The following is a 17,786-nucleotide window of genomic DNA, read 5'->3' as shown; positions in this document are numbered from 1 at the left end:
TTAATCGAGTATTTAAGTTATCCTTAGAAACTGGGGATATTCCCTCAAAAAAACAAATTATTAAAATTATGTCTGAAAGTAATTTAAAAATTACAAATACCACAATAGAAAGAAGAGCTTCTACTGTAATAGGCTATTCTGATTTTTTCTCTTCCATTTCGACCATACATTTATTATAATAAATATTTTGTATACATAATTATTGCAACATATAACTATGAAAGAATCATGGCATTGTCGAATAACCAAATAAAGACTAGATAAGCTGACATTATATGCAGTTAAGAAGCAGAAAACAATGACTCAAATAATTAGTGATTTTATAGATAATTTGCCTGATGAAGTTGAAGATAAGCGGTCAAAAGTTGATAAAATGTTAGTAAGATAATTCATCCCGACACCAAATAAATTATGGTGCGGGACTTCGTGCTAATCGCGTTAAAGTAATAATATTGTGTAGAGTTTAATTTTTACCTAAAATAATCATGCAAGAATTCTTTAACAACGTCTCCCGCTACCCAAGATACTTTATTACCATAACCCTTGGCATATTCTTCTTTCTATTCGACCAACTGAAACCATTTTTAAATAAACCCATTACAGCGATCGCTCTCATTGGTTTAACTATTGGCACATTTACTTTCCTCACATTAACTTTACAAGCTATGTTAGGCATAAATCCAATTTAACTAACCTCAAAAAATAAACATTCAACCATCATCCATTATCCATTAATAACCTATTGCTGTAGAACCAGAATTGATAATTAGGGTTTGCTGAAAAAATCAGAGTGTGGGGAGGATAGAAAGACAAAGATAGTAGAACTAACAAACTGAAAAAGTTGCACTTTTTCGATATGGAAAAAGGCTATAACTTTATATCTTTCAATACTTTGATATTTCCATACGCAAACCATAATTATCAATTATCCATGAGCAATTATCAATTATCCATTAATAATGGGTGGTCAGTCTAATGATTAGCACGATAGATTGGAAGATAGAGTAAGTGGATAAATTCAAATGACTTGTTTCGAGGACATTTATCAATTTTTCCAAAGTCCCCCTCCGGTCTATCTCAATAAAGAACTGGCAGTATGCTATATTCTATCAGTATTATTGCAAAGAGACTCTTATGGAACTGAATTGATAGGCCAACTAGAAAGGGACTATCCTATTTATAGACTTTCTGACACTGTTTTGTATAGCGCTCTGAAATTTCTGGAAGACCAAGGAATAACTATTGGTTATTGGAAAAAAGTAGAAGGAAGAGGACGCCCACGGAGAATGTATCAAATTATTCCTGAATGGCGACCTCAAGCTACAGATTTGTCAAGACTTTGGTATGAATATAATCATCATGCTCGTATCCAGACTCAAATTTAACCATCTAATTTGTCAAAAGAGTAGAAAAGATAAGCAATAACAATTATACTGTAAATAGGGCTTGCTTATTAAACCTAAAATTTTTGATAAATTACTGTTCCCTGCTCGCTATTTTCTGTTCCTTTTCTGACAATATTAATTCTAAAATTCCATGAATAGTACAGCTCTAATATCTTCATGTATACTGACATTTTTATCTAGCATTGGTCTAATTTTTTTTATCAAGGCATCAGTTAAACCTCGAATTAAAAATGTGAAATTGATAGCTGAACAGGAAGCTGATTCACTTTTAAAACAACTAAAAGAATATTTTAGTAACCGAGCTTATCGAATTATTGATGTGAATGCTGCTGAGAATAAACTTACATTTGAAGGAGTAGTTCGTCCTAGTTGGTTCTTGGTTTTTTTCTTAATAATATTAGCAGCATTAGGTGCTTTATGTTTTGGGTTAGCTGTCTCAATGTTAGTTCCTGAATTTGGTCAATACTTTGTTTGGTTAGTTTTGATATCTCCTTTAGCAGGTATTTTTTATTGGCAAAAATCTAAACGTCCAGAACAAGTTGCTTTAAAATTGGAAGGAATATTGACTGAAGATTCTCAAACTAAAAGTTTACTTTCCATAACAGCTCATAGAGATGAATTAGCAACTTTACAAACATCTCTAAATTTGAAAGTTTATCAACAAAAAGAATAAAACTAACATTTCTATGATCAAGTCTTTCTAGGGTGAGTATCTTGCATACCACAAGTAATCCTTACTGAGATGAAGTATACTGTATTTCCATAAGCCCTGTTATTGTCAAACAATATTATCAAAATAGTATTGGTAATTTATTTTGGTAAGCTATTTAGCAGTCGAAGCCAAGGGCGGGAACATTTATAAATCCTGAAACCCTTTGATAGTAATCTATTCCCTGTTCCCTGTTCCCTAATTTGAGACATAAAAATAACTAAGTTATCAAATCCATGGAGAGATGGAAATTTGAAATCTTAGTTAATTTAGCCCCAAAGGCTAATAAAAACTGCTATTATTTATTATTACTAAATCAGACAAATTGGGTAGTTACTTAAGCATTACCATTTTGCTTGATTTGAGTATAAGTTGGTACTTGCTAGTCATAGATAACAAAAAACATTCTAGGTTCCCTAGAAAAACCCTTGAGAAAATGTCCCTAAACTTGACTGAGACTTGGAGTAGAGCTAACTACCTGTTTTTTATCAGGTGTCTTAAGTTCTATCAAAGGTTTTAAGCTCGGAAACAAGAAATGATTTTCTTCAACATATTGGGCTCCAAATAAACCCTTTTCTGCCCAGAAGTACCTATCAGTGGTATGCTCATTTCTTCTTACTAGAAGTACAGCAGGTGGAATAATACCTTGGGCATGAATAAACTTACGAGCGGCAGTCACTGGTTTATCTTCACCGCTTTCAATGCTATACTGAGCTACTTGCTCAAGAATTCTGCGTCCTTCTTGTCTACGACGACTTTTACGCTTACGTCTTCTAGCCAATTTACTTACCTCCTGTGTTAGCCGATGGGTGTAGTTACGGCTACCAAATTTGATAAAATTATATGTACTTTAGCTAAAAAATTCAAGTGTTCTTAATATTTTGATACAAAATATACGTTTTATTTTCTAGAATACTAAAATAAACATAATGTCCAGTGGAATTTTCCACAAAGAGCTACTAAATCGTAATGTCCACAAGTACAGAATTTATTGGACTTTGCAGAACCCAGATATCTCTCATATCTAGTTGGGGTGCAACCTTAAGTGTGGTTTACTTAACAAAAAAACTGGCAGAAGGGGGTGACGCTAAACTAATTCCTGTGATTGCCGAGCCAGAAATACCCCAAGCTCAGGAAGCAACTTCAGTTTTAAAAGTAACCTCAGAAATACAAAAATTAGATAATGTCCCCAAATTATTACCTGCACCTTTAATGACTGGGGAAAATTCTCCTATTTTAGAAGTAATCAACCATACAACAGAATCAAATTCAGAATGGCCTAAAAATAATCTTTGGCCAGAGCATCAAGTTGTTTTACCGTTGATTCATAATGGGGTAGTTATGGGGTTACTGGTAACAGCAAGAGAAGACCGACCCTGGAAGCAGCAAGAAAGAAATCAAATTCAACAAGTGGCTCAAACTATTGCCATAGCCTGTATTTTAGATCAACGTTTTGAATGGTTAAAGGAGAAATTTCAGCAACAACAGCGGTTACAGTCTGAACAGTTTGATACGATGCACAATATATTGCATCAGTTGAAAAGTCCATTAACTGCACTACGAACTTTCGGTAAGTTATTATTGAAAAGATTTTTACCAGAAGACAAAAACTGGAATGTAGCTAATAGTATTTTACGGGAAAGCGATCGCCTGAAAGAGTTAATTGCCCAAGTTGATGAAACTGTTAATCTGGGAGAAGAGATATTGAGCGTTCCTGTTGAAAGTAATTATTTTCAAAGTACAATTCCCAATGAAAATGTAGAAGAAATAATAGATACTTATCAAGAAGCTAATCAAAAATCTAAACCTCTGCGACTTTTACCTGGAGCTAATTTTTTAGAGTCAGTTTCTGTAGAAAAAGTTTTAGAACCTTTATTAATTTCTGCTCAAGCAATTGCTGATGAAAGTAATATAAATTTACAAGTTGATTTTCCTCAAAGTTTACCAATCGTTCAAGCTAATTATAAAGCTTTGCGAGAAGTTTTAAGTAATATTATTGATAATTCTTTAAAGTATACTCCAGCTCAAGGAAATATTTATATTAAATTAGCAATTTTAGCTCCACCAGAAAATTGTAATAAATCAATTAATAGTAAAATAGAATCAATGTTAGCTATAGCTATTAGTGATACAGGTTATGGCATTCCATCGGCAGATTTAGAGCATTTATTTGAACGAAAATATCGAGGTGAAAAAGCTAAAACAAATATTCCAGGAACTGGATTAGGATTAGTAATTGCTCGTAATTTGATAGATGAAATGCAAGGAGAAATTCAAGTATATTCTCCTGTGGAAACTCAATGGTTGCCTAGTTATTTAAAAGAGAAAAATTTACTAATTAATGGTGGTACTACAGTGGTTATATGGTTGCAAGTGTTGTCAGAATTCAGCTATTAACTATTAATATAAAATCCACCTGGGGAGGATAAAATTAATATTTGCAAAAACTCCTATATTGCTAAAGTTTTGATTATACCAATACTGCTGGATTTGATATTATATTATTTATTAAATTTATTCTCTAAAGCTAATAGCTCATAGCTGACCTATCAATGCTTACCAAGTATTAAATAAAGAGCATTTTTATGAAGAATAATTGATATTAATATCGAGAGTTTTCAAGCCTCTTCTTTTAAAAAGAATAGTAATTTATTTTTCTGTCATAGCGATCCTTTAATGCAATGCTCACTTGAGAAACTAGAGCTAACTAAAAATTTGCATTTTTACCAAAAAATGAGATATAAAGCCTCCCCTTTGAAGGGAATGAAAAAATATTTAACACGGTTCCCGATAAATCAGTATTTCAAGCCTCCAAGTTTAATCGGAGGTTCACTGATAAATGATAACTGATAACTGAAATGACGGTTCCCAATAAATCAAAATTTAAAAAGGTTAATATTAAATCAGATTTATAAGAGATACTTACTGTAAAGGTTAGGTAGAAGGCATAAAGATGAGAGAGGAAGAACAAAAAATCACCTTTTAATAATCAGATTTGGTATGAAACATTTACAGATAAAAGTTTTAGCAATTTTAGGTCTGGAAAAAGTTTTATCTTTTTGGCAAAGAGAGTCTTAAAATTTAGTATTTGGACAAGAGTTGGGCACAGTTGGACTCCTTTTGACTCTTAACTACTCCCTATTCCTTCCCAAGCGCAAAAAGACTTTTTCAGCAAACCCTAATTAAGGCTTGTTGATTAAATCTAAAAGTCTTTATAGATAGAGGTAAGTACCTTTTTTAATCGTGATTTATCGGCAACCATAAAAGTACCAGACTTTCGCCCCTTTTAGGTAAAAAAGTGAGTATTTTGGTTATATTGGGATACCCAAGTCAAGGGAGAATTTTTCTGATTTATCGGGAACCCTGTGCATCCTCTATAACTCCTTATTCCTCTTGACTCTGTACAGACCTTGCATAAGTCCCTGCTATTCCCTACTCCCTCCCAAGCGCAAAAAAACTTTTTCAGGAAACCCTAATTAATCAAAGCATACAATAAAATCGGGCTATTGTAATAACCCAGTTGCATTCAAGGAAAAGAGGATTATTATAGAAATGTACAGACAAACTACGAGCTTTTACGAGGCTTTTTAATAAGCTTTGTGAGTTCAGTTATCCTACAACCCACTCCTTTTTGGGAAGTAGGAAATATCTAGGGAGTTAGTACATCAGGAGCATCTAAAGCCAAACCTCTTGCTTAGTTCTTCGGCCTGCATTTTACCTTTAATAATTAGGTGGGGAAGGAAAATCTGTGCTGTTGAATAATAAGGATTAAGGGATATTATTATCCTCAAACTTTGCAAGAGGTTTTTTTTATTTAGGGAGTAGGGAGTAGGGAGTAGGGAGTAGGAAAGTAATTTTTTTTTGCCCAACTTTTGCCGAAAATAGTAAATTTTTTATTTTTCGGGAGCCGTGCATTAAGCAGCTCAAAACCAGGTACTTTTTCCCTACCTAAAAATGCTAAAACTTTAGAATATAAATACTTTCATATTTCCAGACACAAGCCCTAGTTAAGAATTAGAAAGAACAGGGAGTTATAGAAGAAGTAGTTGTTCATATTTATAAACCAAAAAGCTAGTATTTTTTCCAGAGCTAAAGTTTCTCAAACTATGATTAATGTCAATGCTTTTCAATTTAATCAGCAAGCACTGTTTATATAAAATACAGCGTTTCCCTTTGTTTATAAAAAAAACTGAATTCTTGTTGATTTTAAGAAATTATAGGATTAAGTTTTTCCTTTTCAGTTGTTAATTTCCTTGGCACCATAACTGCTAAAGCTAAAGGAACTATTTGAAAATGAGCTGGAGTATAAGCAACAATTTCTCCATCAGTATTAATAGGACGACGTTGACGAGTATTAACAGTAATTACAGAACCAGATAAAGAACGAAAACCAAAACTTTCTTGATATTTTCCTTGCCAAATAGAAGGTAATAAACCAATAAATTGCCAACAATGTTTCACTTCTAAGCTGTATAAATCTAACCTTTGGTCATCAATTTTAGCATCGTGAGCAATAGTCATACCACCTCCATAATGTCTGCCATTTCCTACAGCAACTTGTAAAGTTTTGACGATTCTTGATTCACCATCACAACAAATTTCTGCCATAAAAGGGCGGCTTTTTAAAATCATTTTGCTGGCAGTAATAGCATAAGCTAATGTACCCCATTGACGTTTCGCTTCTTTACTTAAATTGTTAGTAATATCTACACTTAATCCAATACTAGCAACATTAAAAAAATATTTGCCATTAACTACACCTAAATCTATATAATGTTTTTTTCCAGTAGCGATCGCTTGACAAGCCTCAAATAAAGAAGTAGGAATTTCTAAAGTACGAGCTAAATCATTAGCTGTTCCTAGTGGTAAAATTCCTAAAGGTAAACCTGTTTCCACTAGACTATCTACTGCTATATTTAATGAGCCATCCCCACCACCAATAATTATCAAATTTACCTGATTTTTATAGTATTGAATAAAGTGGTTAAAATCTTGGGGATATTCAATTTCTTTGCAGATAATTTCTAGACCAAAATCTTGTAAATAAGTTAAGGCTAAATTTAGATTATCTTGAACTTTTCTAGCATGAGGATTTACCAGTAAAAGAGATTTTGTTGATTCTATTTTATTTAAGTTCATAATTTAATTTAGGAAATACAGCGCTTCTTATGGTTATGAGTTACATTAATAGCGCTGAGAAAACCAGTTTTTTTAATATCAAATATTATATTAACTTACCGCAAATTTTGTGACTTATATGACAAACAGTTTGATTCAATATGACCAAAATTTTGCTATTTGGGCAATTATTTTATCCGCAGCAACTATTGGTTTTTGGTCAGAAAAAAATGGTGGGGTGCAAGTATATCTGGTGCTGTTGTAACTATGGGAGTAACATTTTTTCTGTCTAATCTAAAAATTATACCTATTGATGCTCTTGCTTATAATGTAGTCTGGTCTTTTCTAGTTTCCTTTTCTATTCCTCTGCTTTTATTTCAAGCTAATATATTACAAATTATTCGTGAATCTGGAAGAGTTTTAATTGCTTATTTTTTAGGTGCATTGGGAACAGTTTTGGGAACTATAATTGCCTATTATTTGATTCCTATTGGTGAGTTAAATTGGAAGTTAGCTGGAGTTTTCTGTGCTACTTATATAGGTGGCTCTGTAAATTTTTTTGCTACTGCTCAAATTCTTGAATTAAATTTAGATTCAGGAGATTTATTAGCGACAGGAACAGCAGCAGATAATTTGGCTATGACTTTGTTGTTTTTGCTGTTATTTACTTTACCTTCTTTGAAATGGGTAAAACAAATTTTTCCTGATAATAATTCCGCTCAAAATATCAGCTTTCTAGAACAAAAGAAAGAGAATTTTTCTGAGCCACGAACACAATAATTATCATAGATATGAGTCAAGTATTAGCTATTAGTGGAATTTTAGGTGCATTAGGAGTTAGTATTGCTAGTTTATTAGGCATTCCTCAAACAGCAATTTTATTCACCACTTTTTTAACAGTTTCTCTCGCCACAATATTCTCCCAATATTTAGGAAAATTAACAGTAGCAGACAAAATTAGTACTTTGTTAATGCAGATATTTTTTGTCGTAATTGGAGCTAGTGCTAATATCTGGAAAGTTATAGAATTTAGACCAGTTTTATTTATTTTTGCTGGACTAATTTTGACCGTTCATTTGCTTTTTCTATTACTAGCTGGTAAATTATTCCACTTAGAATTAGCTGAATTAGTTGTAGCTTAAATACGCTAATTTAGGAGGCCCGACTACTGCTGCTGCGATGACCAAAGCTAAAAATTGGTACAAGCTAGTAACTCCTACTATTCTTTCTGGTATTTTGGGATACGCCCTAGCTACTTTTGTTGGAGTTGGTTTGGCTAATTTTTTACGTTAAAAAATGTCTGCTTCATTTAGTGTATTAATATAATTTACAATTCAATAAACCTAGTTATTTAGCTGCTTAAATCATACTCAAAGAAACTTTCTCTTTCCGATTGACGCTTTTCTTCTCTTCTGATTCAAGTAGTAATTGGAGTTTGCTGAAAAAAGTCTTTTTATTGAGGTAGGGAGTGGCGAGTAGGGAGTCAACCCAACCCTAACCCCTCCCAGGAGGGGAAGTCAAGAGTTGGAAGGAGTTATAGAGGAGGCACACGGTTCCCGATAAATTGGAAAAATTATCCCCTGATTTTTCTTCCCCTATCTTACCGAAATACTGACCATTTTAGGCACATCGTTAGGCAAAAAAAATTACTTTCCAGCTCCCCCACTTCCCCACTCCCCCACTCCTTAAAACAGTAGGGACGTTCTATAGAACGTCCCTACTGTAATTTACTGAAATGAAAACCGATGTATTTCACTACAGGAAAATATTGAATTTTAGCCTGGAATTATTTTTTACGATAAGGCACCATACTTAGGTTAATACTACCTAAATTAGGTTTTGTTGGTGATTTTCCTTGTACACCAAGACCCCGTGCTAAATTCAAGAATAGAGAAGGATCCCCTGCCTGAGCTTGCTTTTCTTGAGGAGTAAAGCGACGTATTTCATTTTGATATACGATTTGAGGGAAGCCTAGAATAGTCCGATAGTAGAACCCATAACGAGGTGTCTTCAGATTAAAAGGTGTTTCGCCTCCATCCCGTTGGGGTAAAACCCGACGACGCTGGTAAGGTACAGTATCAAAGCCGAAGTTATCTAGGTATTCCTCAGTATCTAACAACTCATCAATGAAACCTTCAATACCCTTGGTAGCTACAACAATAGACCAAGCAATCTTTTCATTTTCGCTGTAAACATCACGACCTAAAACCCGTTGAACACATAACTCAACAAAGCGATAATTGCTATTAGTTTCGTAGTTGTTCCGACGGAATGGAGCCGACATTACCAAACCCCGAATAAAATCTCTAACTGTAATTTGACCATTTTTTAGTTGAGACTCAAGGAAGGTTTGACGATCGCTCTTGAGAATCTGATGTTCGCTATAAATTTGGCGATAAGCTGCCCAAATTAACTCTTTCCACTCTGATTGAGAAGGTAAAAGTTCGGCAGAATAAATAATTGGTTGGTCGTCACCAGGGACTTCATAACCTGTAACCCGTGAGTTTTGACTTACAGGTTTATATTCTAATAATGGAATCGCCACGTTTAGAATCTCCTTAAAATTATTAAATGTGATTTATCAAGTGTGGCCAGAACACACTAAAATTTACTGTGATTGAGAAAATTGCATCAATAGCCAACTTTTAGATTAAGGGATTAAGGCGATCCAAGTCTTACTTTTATTAACTTACGCAACAATCTGTAATATTTTTGATCGATACTTAGGGATCGCTGAATCAAGTCTTTTTGTGAAGCTAGGGAGTAGGGAGTAGGGACGTTTCATGCAACGTCCCTACCCTTAGACTTTTTCACCAAATCCTAGTTAAAACCGTTATATTACCAGCCAAAAGCAGAATAACATTGTGTCACATCCTTTGATGTTTCTGCCTCTGAGTCGGATTTACTTTCCTCTACCCGAACTTCCGTACAAAAAGTAGAAGTATTAAATCCACCAAACCGCTTCACTGCACTGGTTCGCATTCTTAGATTAGGGCTAGGAAACCAGAATCTTTCAATAGAACTCATCGTTTCATACTCTGTAATTAAATTTAGGCCATCTTCATCGTCCATCTCAAATAGTCCCACTACTGGGACTATTTCCGCATAACCACGTTCTCGCAACATTCTCCCTTTTCTAGGATTTTCTGGGTCAGGAACAATAGCAAATACAGTTGACCCCTGATGATTTTCATCATCTTTGTCCCAAGCCATAGAACCATCCCAAGTAACCAAGGCCCCTCCAGCGGCCAAGCTTGGATCGATTTCGTGCATTTTACAGATTTCCAATATTTTTTCATCTTTGGCATCCAAGCTAATTACTTGAATATCTGAACTCCCCATTTCTGCTTGTCTAAAGGCTAGGTGATGGGTTGTACGTTGCGATCGCCATTTACCAGCACTTCTGCGAAAAAATTCCATTGCGTCCATTAGCTACTTCTCCATTTTCTAAGTTCATCGGATATTTAGTTCTAACGTAATTATCATAGAACTTCTAGCCTTTATTTAAACCTTACCCTTAGCAGTTTTAGTAAATTAATGACATAATGTACATTATGGACAGTTTGTCAAGCAAACATTACGATAATTTACATAATCAAGGAATATATACATTAGTGATGGCCGGAATATATTGGCCAATACTTATTATCTAAAATAAGGAGAAATCAACTATGGAAATGTCTAACAGCTTAACTATGGAGCAAGAGTTTAAATTACAAGTGCTACGGGACGAAGTTAAAAGCTTGACTAGGGAACAAGCTCAAGAGTATTTAGTTGAAGTGTTACGACAAAGCATGGTTAAAGAAAATTTGTTCAAGCACTGGCTCAAAGGCAAAATTTAGTCCACGCCTTTTACAAAAAATTGGAAATCGATACAAAAAAACTAACCCCACCCAATTACTGAATATGGGTGAGGTTTATAATATTAGGATTTAGCAATGCTCAAAAATTAAAATTAATTTAAAGAAGCCAACTTATTTTATTAGTTAGTAGTATAATTTCATTCGTATAAGCACTATTCCATGATCTTTTGGAGAGACTTTAGACCTTTCTTAACTCTCCGAGAAACAGTAACAGAACTAATACCCATGCGCTGGGCAGTTTCTTTCTGAGTCAAGTCACAGAGAAAGACAAACTCCAAAACTTTACGAGTACCCTCTTCCAATTTAGATAATGCTTGTTGTAAACGAATTTGGTCTTCTTGAGCCAACTGAAAACTACGATAGTGATTATCTGCGACTAATTCTCCCAAACAGGTAGCTCCATCATCTTCATCTTGAACTGGAGCATCTAAACTTAAAAGAGAACGGTTACGACAGGCCAATTGAATTTCATGCCATTGGTCTAAAGAGATATTTAAAGCAGAAGCTACTTCTAGTTCTGTAGGTTTTCGCTTCAAATTCATCCTCAAGTCTTGTATCACTTTTGTAGCTTGCCGTTCCATAGCTAACCAATTTCTGGGAATCCGCAGAGAAGGGCTTTTATCTCGTAGATAATGCTGAATTTCTCCTCGAATATAAGGAGTAGCATAGGAACTAAAGGCTCGTCCCTTAGAGATATCAAACCTTTCAATTGCTCGAATTAATCCCAGACATCCTACTTGGAGTAAATCATCATAAGTTTCTGTACATCGATTTAACCAATGATAAACTTCTTTTCTGACAAGTCCAATATTAAGTTTAACTAATTGGTTTCGGAGCTGATGAGAAGGTGACTGTTGATATTGGTGCAACAGTTCTAGGTTTTCACTTTTTTGTTCTGGAGTGATGGTGGTAGACATAGCCATATTAATAGTTATCAGAGCCAACCACTTGTGGTATACTCTATATAGATTGTATCAATGTATTTATGAACTATAGTTATAGATGCTTTTAATAAAGGAATATTAGACTATCATATTAATTACAACTACTTATACTTCTCAGCTTTAGTTAAAGTGTATATAATTAGTCTTAATATACTACTCACTTTAACAGATATAAACAAAAATATCAAACTAAAACTAAATAGTTGATTTATAAGCTAAATATTAATAAGCTAAATTGCTGAGGTTAATTTTACTTCAATAAATAAAGACAACTTAAAATAACCCCGACAAGTCTAAAGATTCTGTCGGGGAAAGAGTTTTAATTATTGCTCTGCTGAATAAAAGTAAAAGCATTGACAGCTAAAGCAGCAATTTTAGGTCTAAAAAAACTGCCAGCTTTTAGGTCAAAAAGGTTCAAAAAGGAGGGCATTTTGGGGGCACAGTTGAGCAAAAAAATGACTCCCTACTTCCCCATCACCCGTAGGGACTTTGCATACAACGTCCCCACCCTGAAAAAGGACTTTTTCAGCAGACCCTAATTAACCTAAGAAACTGTGTCTACTCGACCGTAAAAAGTGCCACGAACTTTAACTTCTACAGCTTCTTTTGCACCTAAATCTGTATCAGAAGGTTGAACTGCCTCAAAGATACCAAAAACTTCACCTGTTTCTCCGTCTACTTTGGTAACTTGAAGAGACATTTCACCAGCTTTGAAAAGAGTATCTGCTGACTTAACATTAGCTTTGACAAATTCTGTATCATCAGAACTAGCTGGTAAGGCTACTGCATTATCATATCCTGAAGTAACACCACGACCTTTCGGGTCTAGGAAACTAGATCCTCGGTAGGAAGGAACGTTGTATATTCCTTTAAAATCAGTAGAAGTATTGATAGCAGTAATATCAGGTTGGCTCTGAGCCGTAAGTCCTTTTATTGTAAATAAGAATGGAACTTCTTCTCCACCTGGTAAAAGAACAGTGATAGGTTGGAAATCCATACCATATTGTTCGTTAAATGTCAAAGAACGATCTTCATTAAAGACCAATTCACCTGTTACTTGATCTAGGGTGGAAGTATATCGTGTTAATTTTCTCCCTTCGATAAATTCTGCTTTTTGGCGTTTGTTAGTTGGTTCTTCTTTAACGAAATAGGTGGTTGGTTGTAAACACAAATCTGTTAAAGTGTAAGACTCGTTTTGATTAAGAGCAATGGAACCACGAGCTGTTTCTGGTAACTCAGGACAGTTGTTGGCCAATCCAGTATTTACGATGTCTTTGTAAGTAAGTGGTTTATTGCTATCAGGACTGTCTGAACAAGCAGTTAAAAAACTTAAACAAACAGCTAATAATGCCGCAATTATAGTGCGATACCTCATTGTTAACCTCAAAATTCAACATTCAACATTTAACATTGCTACTACGTTATTTGTTTACGCAGTATGATTAATCCAGTTTTAGATTTTAGATTTAATGATTAAAGTCAGGGTGATTTTAGGATAAAGTTCTGCTTCAGATTCTCAATTTGCTGAGTCTGAGAGTATATTTATCTCTAGCATTAACCCAAAGTAGTATTTTACATTGTTGGTTACTTTTTCTTAAATTCAGTTATATAAATTAAGATTGTATAAGTAAATAGGGTTTGCTGAAAAAAGCAGAGTGTGAGGAGGGTGTGAGAAAAATGAGCAATGCTGAGTTGTCTTATTGTTTTGTTTGGCTTATAATCCTTTTGGCTTTAGTCTGCGGAAATCAGCCAAGTTGCTCTTAAGTGGTAATATGGACAAATATACAGAAAATGAGTCAAGAAATTTACATAGTGATTTACAATCATTAACAGATTTAGTGAAGGTTGTAGCCCAAAATCACTTTGGTGATGCGATGGCAATATTAGCTATCCTCAGAACTTTAGAAAGCTTACATCAAGAAGTTAGAGAGGGTGAATTTCAAAGGATATTGCCTGACAATCGTCAGGAACTCTACAATTTACTTAAAGATATTGAGAATAAGGGAGGTTGGCCTTATATTCCTCGGTTGAAATTACGGCATCTGTTGCAAAACTGGTCTGATGATATTCAAGGGCGTTGACTTAATCAAAGAATAATGATTTAATAGTTTCGACTGAAAGGGTCTGATGGTAATAATGGGGAATGGGGAGTGTTTAACTGGGAATGGTTTGGATTATTTGTTTCGGCCATATTTTTTAATAATTAGGGTCAATATTTCATCATTTTGAGACTACAACAGCCAAAAACTAGGTACTTTTTTCAACATAAAAAGGCTAAAAATTTATATCTGTTAATGCTTTTATAATTAATCAGCAAGCCCTAGTTATTAATTGTTAATTATTAATTATTAATTATTGAACGGTATTATCAGAATCAGGTAAAGCTTGACTGATGCCTACCACAAAGTCTGCCTCTGAAATAACTGAAGCTGGAACATTGACTAATATAGCTAATAATCTGCCATTATCAGTAGTGACTAATGTATTTCTGAAGTTTGTACCAGTTCCTTGGCTAAAACTTAAATCCTCAAAATCAAAATTACTACCTAAAGCCAAGAAATCTTCTAAGAGATTAAAATCATTAATTACATCTACACTACCTAATTCTTCAGGTATGACAAAAGTATCCGAACCTTCACCACCAGTTAATGTATCTTCTCCAGCACCTCCAAATAGTAAATCATTACCTCGATCGCCTAACAAAGAGTCATTACCATTACTACCTTGAAGAGTATCATTATCTTTTCCACCAAATAATGTATCAGCACCAGTACCACCAATAACTAAGTCGTCATTTAAGTCTCCAAAGAGAGAATCAGAGAATGATTCACCAAATATAGTATCATCTCCTTTTCCACCACGAAGATTATCTATACTCATGCCACCAAAAATTTGATCGTCACCCCTATTACCATTAATAAAATCACTACCTATATCTCCAAGGAGAGAATCATTTCCTGATTCACCAAATATAGTATCATCACCACTACCTCCATCTAAAGAGTCATCACCATCTCCACCTAGAAGAGAGTCGTTACCAATACTACCACTACCAATATCATTTCCTTGGTCGCCAAATATTACATCATTATCAGTGTTTCCAAATATACTATCATCTCCTTGATCCCCTCTTAATGTATCACTACCTTCTCCTCCAGTAACTAAATCAAGTCCTTGACCTCCAATTACTGAGTCGTCTCCTGTTTGTCCAAATAAAGAGTCATTACCACCTACTCCTAACAAAGTATCATTTCCGGGACCTCCTTCGACAATATCATTTCCAGGGCCTCCTGATGCTGAGTCTCGTCCATCTCCTCCTTGCAAGAAATCATCATTTTCGTTACCAATTAAAACATCCGATCCAATACCACCAAAAATTTCATCTTCTCCTGCTCCTCCATCTTGAGTATCATCTCCTTCTTCTCCAAAAATAGTGTCGTTTCCATCAAAACCTGCTATGAGGTCAGGTTCTGGAGAACCTATTAAAAGGTTATCGTTGTTATCTCCTGAAATATTTGCCATATTATTTTGGATGCTCCTATGTTTTTTTAAATTTGATTTTAAAATTTTTTTTAAATTAACTGATAATGAATAATGAAAACTATATCTAAATTATCAATATTGGTAAGAAAACAGGTATGGAATGTTTTTGTCCTTACAAGTCACAAGTGACTCTAAGTTCAAGTATTTTGTTTCCTATTGATGTTAGTATTTATCATATTTTGTGGATAACAATCTGGATTAGTTTTGGGTAATTAAGGTGAGTTAGTTGATATATTTTAAGAGTTTTACTATTAAGTTTTCACCAATTAATAATGAACAATTAATAATTAATAACTCCCCCTTCTTCAAAGAAGGAGATTGACTTCATTGGAAAATTTTTAATTTATCCCCAATTTTTAGGGAGGCTTCCAGGGGTGAATTTTTGAATGAATAATGATTGACTATCAACTCTTATAGCGCTGCGCACAGGGAACAGGGAACCAGAAGAATGAATCGCCAATAATATAAGGATTTTAGCTATTGGAGACTTCTTGCAATTTGTAAATATACCAGCGCACATTGCTATAATTATTAATTATTAATTATTCAGTAAGTTGTGTATATTTTTCAAATGGGATATAAATCTAGATTAATTTTTTTCTTTCTAATAAAGGTTATTTTATTGAGTAACTAAGAATCTTTTAAAAGCTATACTATTATTCAATAATGTATTATTAATTTGGGGGCTGATAGCCGAATAATTTTTTTTAATCTAATAGTTAATCTATAAGTTTATGGAATATATAGATATTAGTTCTATTAATCTACTGAAGAAAACTTTAAAAACTATTATTGCTATAGGTTTACCTCTCTTGATTATAGGTTTGCCAGCTTTTATTTTAGCAATAATTATAAATTTTTTTTCGGAATCTAGCACAATAGATGATTGGCTAAATGGAATTTTGATACTTTTTGTTAATCCCTGGTTATTTGCAGTTCGTTATTTTTATATTTGGCAATACTTGCACGGAAAGAATTTTACATTAATAGCAGCATTTACTAGAGGTATAAAAAAGTGTTTTCCGATATTAATTTCACCGTTGATTATATTTGCTCCAATTAAGTTTATGCCAACTGAATTAATGTCAGCTCAACCTTTTTTAGTTTTAGTTATTTTATCAATATTTTATATTAGTACACGTCTTAGTTTTTATTGGCATATTGTGATAATTGATGGTGTTTCAGTTGTAAATGGAATTAGGTATAGTTGGGAGTTGACTAAAGGGTATTTTTGGTTAATTATTAGAGTTAGTTTGATTTTATTTATAATTGGCTTTTTGATAATATTTCCATTAACAATTATCGCACTAATTTCGATAAAATCAGAAATGGTTAATGTTTTACTAAACATTCTTATTCAATATGTTTTTATGCCAATATATTGGAGCATTATTTCAGTTCTGATTTATGGAGAATTAAAGAGAAGAGGAAATATGAATATTGATACTAATTTTTATTAATTTACAGGGCTTTCCCTTATTATTAGGTACAAATTTTTAGCTTTGAGAGAACAGGGAAAATAAAAGAATAAAAACGACTGTACTTTATAATTTGGGAAACTGCTGCATGAAAAAAAATTGTATAAGTTTAGTTGACCAATACTGTTTTTGGTTAGCTGTGAATACGAAATACCTAGAGTTTACTGAAAAAGTCTTTTTGCTTTTTGTAGAGAGTAGTTAAGAGTCAGCAGGAATAGGAGTTATATAAAAGTTAGTTTTCAGAATTTTCTCTTAATTTTTCTACTCTTGTTTGAGGCATTTATTGCTAACTTTTTTAACTTTTTGAATCTAAAAGCTGGTACTTTATTAATACCTGAAAAGGCACTTAGATTAACCTATGAAAACTTTTATATTTATTCAGCAGCTCTGCCCTGCTTAAGATAAAATTTTATTGGCTATTTATGATGACTATAGTTATATTTTTGAAAGTCAAGATAAATCATTTTTGGATAGTTGGGGAAGCTATAGAAATTCTTGCTTATATTGCGAAAAATCAAAAAGTAGCTCGAAAAAACTAAAACTCTTATTTATTCCCTTTTCTCTAAAAGCAGTAGGATTTTTATACACAAATATATTAGAGGATTGCTATATTAGAAATTTGATAGTTTTTTCTAGGAATTAATTCTTATTTGCTCTAAATTATCAAACAATTTCTTGACTTTGACTAAATCTTTATCACCGGGTTCTGTTTCTACACCACTGGA

18 protein-coding genes and 1 pseudogene are annotated in these 17,786 nt (G+C 33.5%); 12 read left to right on the top strand and 7 right to left on the bottom strand.

The genetic code is table 11. The features are described from left to right. From VKJ25_RS24865 to VKJ25_RS14125, 4 genes are all read left to right on the top strand, one after another. The coding region (locus VKJ25_RS24865) for a DUF7226 domain-containing protein (protein WP_483143745.1) at positions 1 to 179 on the top strand (179 nt) is incomplete at its 5' end. A gap of 306 nt (positions 180 to 485) precedes the next feature. After that, positions 486 to 689, top strand: coding sequence for a DUF751 family protein (locus tag VKJ25_RS14135; protein WP_324237272.1), 204 nt, complete (start codon positions 486 to 488; stop codon positions 687 to 689). A gap of 333 nt (positions 690 to 1,022) precedes the next feature. Beyond that, a complete protein-coding gene (locus VKJ25_RS14130) occupies positions 1,023 to 1,385 on the top strand; it encodes a PadR family transcriptional regulator (RefSeq protein WP_324237271.1) in 363 nt (120 codons plus the stop codon). 151 nt (positions 1,386 to 1,536) lie between these two features. Beyond that, the gene (locus VKJ25_RS14125; RefSeq protein ID WP_324237270.1) at positions 1,537 to 2,079 is read left to right on the top strand and encodes a cofactor assembly of complex C subunit B; all 543 of its coding nucleotides are present in this window, start codon (positions 1,537 to 1,539) and stop codon (positions 2,077 to 2,079) included. Between the two features lie 478 nt (positions 2,080 to 2,557). Here VKJ25_RS14125 and VKJ25_RS14120 read toward each other — a convergent pair whose 3' ends face one another. Next, positions 2,558 to 2,896 carry a DUF3155 domain-containing protein gene (locus VKJ25_RS14120; RefSeq protein WP_324237269.1) on the bottom strand — a complete coding sequence of 113 codons (339 nt, stop codon included), beginning with the start codon at positions 2,894 to 2,896 and terminating at the stop codon, positions 2,558 to 2,560. Positions 2,897 to 3,084: 188 nt separating this feature from the next. On the opposite strand from VKJ25_RS14120, the gene VKJ25_RS14115 reads away from it, so the two are divergent. Then, complete coding sequence (locus VKJ25_RS14115; protein WP_324237268.1) at positions 3,085 to 4,512, top strand: GAF domain-containing sensor histidine kinase; 1,428 nt, start codon at positions 3,085 to 3,087, stop codon at positions 4,510 to 4,512. Between the two features lie 1,809 nt (positions 4,513 to 6,321). Here the strand turns inward: VKJ25_RS14115 and VKJ25_RS14110 are convergent. Further along, complete coding sequence (locus tag VKJ25_RS14110) at positions 6,322 to 7,254, bottom strand: lipid kinase (RefSeq protein WP_324237267.1); 933 nt, start codon at positions 7,252 to 7,254, stop codon at positions 6,322 to 6,324. Between the two features lie 118 nt (positions 7,255 to 7,372). Between VKJ25_RS14110 and VKJ25_RS14105 the strand changes: the two genes are divergently transcribed. From VKJ25_RS14105 to VKJ25_RS14090, 4 genes and pseudogenes are all read left to right on the top strand, one after another. Continuing rightward, a complete protein-coding gene (locus tag VKJ25_RS14105; RefSeq protein ID WP_324237266.1) occupies positions 7,373 to 7,498 on the top strand; it encodes a hypothetical protein in 126 nt (41 codons plus the stop codon). 2 nt (positions 7,499 to 7,500) lie between these two features. Next, complete coding sequence (locus VKJ25_RS14100; RefSeq protein WP_324237265.1) at positions 7,501 to 8,013, top strand: DUF819 family protein; 513 nt, start codon at positions 7,501 to 7,503, stop codon at positions 8,011 to 8,013. A gap of 11 nt (positions 8,014 to 8,024) precedes the next feature. Further along, complete coding sequence (locus VKJ25_RS14095) at positions 8,025 to 8,375, top strand: DUF819 family protein (RefSeq protein WP_324237264.1); 351 nt, start codon at positions 8,025 to 8,027, stop codon at positions 8,373 to 8,375. Positions 8,376 to 8,391: 16 nt separating this feature from the next. Next, positions 8,392 to 8,526, top strand: a pseudogene (locus VKJ25_RS14090) (DUF819 family protein); the annotation flags it as partial. Between the two features lie 493 nt (positions 8,527 to 9,019). On the opposite strand, the gene VKJ25_RS14085 reads toward VKJ25_RS14090, so the two are convergent. Beyond that, the gene (locus VKJ25_RS14085) at positions 9,020 to 9,778 is read right to left on the bottom strand and encodes a phycobilisome rod-core linker polypeptide (RefSeq protein WP_324237262.1); all 759 of its coding nucleotides are present in this window, start codon (positions 9,776 to 9,778) and stop codon (positions 9,020 to 9,022) included. A gap of 293 nt (positions 9,779 to 10,071) precedes the next feature. Further along, positions 10,072 to 10,662, bottom strand: coding sequence for a phycobiliprotein lyase (locus VKJ25_RS14080; protein WP_324237261.1), 591 nt, complete (start codon positions 10,660 to 10,662; stop codon positions 10,072 to 10,074). 242 nt (positions 10,663 to 10,904) lie between these two features. Between VKJ25_RS14080 and VKJ25_RS14075 the strand changes: the two genes are divergently transcribed. Then, positions 10,905 to 11,075 (top strand): NblA/ycf18 family protein, encoded by a 171-nt coding sequence (locus VKJ25_RS14075; protein WP_324237260.1) that lies wholly within the window; start codon positions 10,905 to 10,907, stop codon positions 11,073 to 11,075. Between the two features lie 173 nt (positions 11,076 to 11,248). On the opposite strand, the gene VKJ25_RS14070 is transcribed toward VKJ25_RS14075, so the two are convergent. Together VKJ25_RS14070 and psbO are read right to left on the bottom strand one after the other, a co-directional pair. After that, a complete protein-coding gene (locus tag VKJ25_RS14070) occupies positions 11,249 to 12,013 on the bottom strand; it encodes an RNA polymerase sigma factor SigF (RefSeq protein WP_324237259.1) in 765 nt (254 codons plus the stop codon). Between the two features lie 571 nt (positions 12,014 to 12,584). After that, positions 12,585 to 13,415 (bottom strand): photosystem II manganese-stabilizing polypeptide, encoded by an 831-nt coding sequence (psbO, locus tag VKJ25_RS14065; protein ID WP_324237258.1) that lies wholly within the window; start codon positions 13,413 to 13,415, stop codon positions 12,585 to 12,587. A 397-nt stretch (positions 13,416 to 13,812) separates the two neighbouring features. On the opposite strand from psbO, the gene VKJ25_RS14060 reads away from it, so the two are divergent. After that, positions 13,813 to 14,121 carry a hypothetical protein gene (locus VKJ25_RS14060; RefSeq protein ID WP_324237257.1) on the top strand — a complete coding sequence of 103 codons (309 nt, stop codon included), beginning with the start codon at positions 13,813 to 13,815 and terminating at the stop codon, positions 14,119 to 14,121. A 271-nt stretch (positions 14,122 to 14,392) separates the two neighbouring features. Here the strand turns inward: VKJ25_RS14060 and VKJ25_RS14055 are convergent, their stop codons facing one another. Continuing rightward, positions 14,393 to 15,562, bottom strand: coding sequence for a calcium-binding protein (locus VKJ25_RS14055; RefSeq protein ID WP_324237256.1), 1,170 nt, complete (start codon positions 15,560 to 15,562; stop codon positions 14,393 to 14,395). Positions 15,563 to 16,317: 755 nt separating this feature from the next. Here VKJ25_RS14055 and VKJ25_RS14050 point away from each other — a divergent pair. Beyond that, positions 16,318 to 17,043 carry a glycerophosphoryl diester phosphodiesterase membrane domain-containing protein gene (locus VKJ25_RS14050; RefSeq protein WP_324237255.1) on the top strand — a complete coding sequence of 242 codons (726 nt, stop codon included), beginning with the start codon at positions 16,318 to 16,320 and terminating at the stop codon, positions 17,041 to 17,043. Positions 17,044 to 17,786: the final 743 nt, after the last annotated feature.

Source organism: Okeania sp., from assembly GCF_035285525.1.
GTDB lineage: Bacteria > Cyanobacteriota > Cyanobacteriia > Cyanobacteriales > Microcoleaceae > Trichodesmium.
Note: the sequence above shows the minus strand (reverse complement) of the source record. Positions and strands in the feature narration are given on the sequence as shown.

Excerpts from the sequence above, each read along its gene's own strand:
- VKJ25_RS14135 (WP_324237272.1), top strand. The coding sequence starts at position 486 with ATGCAAGAATTCTTTAACAACGTCTCCCGCTACCCAAGATACTTTATT.
- VKJ25_RS14130 (WP_324237271.1), top strand. The coding sequence starts at position 1,023 with ATGACTTGTTTCGAGGACATTTATCAATTTTTCCAAAGTCCCCCTCCG.
- VKJ25_RS14125 (WP_324237270.1), top strand. The coding sequence starts at position 1,537 with ATGAATAGTACAGCTCTAATATCTTCATGTATACTGACATTTTTATCT.
- VKJ25_RS14115 (WP_324237268.1), top strand. The coding sequence starts at position 3,085 with ATGTCCACAAGTACAGAATTTATTGGACTTTGCAGAACCCAGATATCT.
- VKJ25_RS14110 (WP_324237267.1), bottom strand. The coding sequence starts at position 7,254 with ATGAACTTAAATAAAATAGAATCAACAAAATCTCTTTTACTGGTAAAT.
- VKJ25_RS14105 (WP_324237266.1), top strand. The coding sequence starts at position 7,373 with ATGACAAACAGTTTGATTCAATATGACCAAAATTTTGCTATTTGGGCA.
- VKJ25_RS14100 (WP_324237265.1), top strand. The coding sequence starts at position 7,501 with ATGGGAGTAACATTTTTTCTGTCTAATCTAAAAATTATACCTATTGAT.
- VKJ25_RS14095 (WP_324237264.1), top strand. The coding sequence starts at position 8,025 with ATGAGTCAAGTATTAGCTATTAGTGGAATTTTAGGTGCATTAGGAGTT.
- VKJ25_RS14080 (WP_324237261.1), bottom strand. The coding sequence starts at position 10,662 with ATGGACGCAATGGAATTTTTTCGCAGAAGTGCTGGTAAATGGCGATCG.
- VKJ25_RS14075 (WP_324237260.1), top strand. The coding sequence starts at position 10,905 with ATGGAAATGTCTAACAGCTTAACTATGGAGCAAGAGTTTAAATTACAA.
- VKJ25_RS14070 (WP_324237259.1), bottom strand. The coding sequence starts at position 12,013 with ATGTCTACCACCATCACTCCAGAACAAAAAAGTGAAAACCTAGAACTG.
- psbO (WP_324237258.1), bottom strand. The coding sequence starts at position 13,415 with ATGAGGTATCGCACTATAATTGCGGCATTATTAGCTGTTTGTTTAAGT.
- VKJ25_RS14060 (WP_324237257.1), top strand. The coding sequence starts at position 13,813 with ATGGACAAATATACAGAAAATGAGTCAAGAAATTTACATAGTGATTTA.
- VKJ25_RS14055 (WP_324237256.1), bottom strand. The coding sequence starts at position 15,562 with ATGGCAAATATTTCAGGAGATAACAACGATAACCTTTTAATAGGTTCT.
- VKJ25_RS14050 (WP_324237255.1), top strand. The coding sequence starts at position 16,318 with ATGGAATATATAGATATTAGTTCTATTAATCTACTGAAGAAAACTTTA.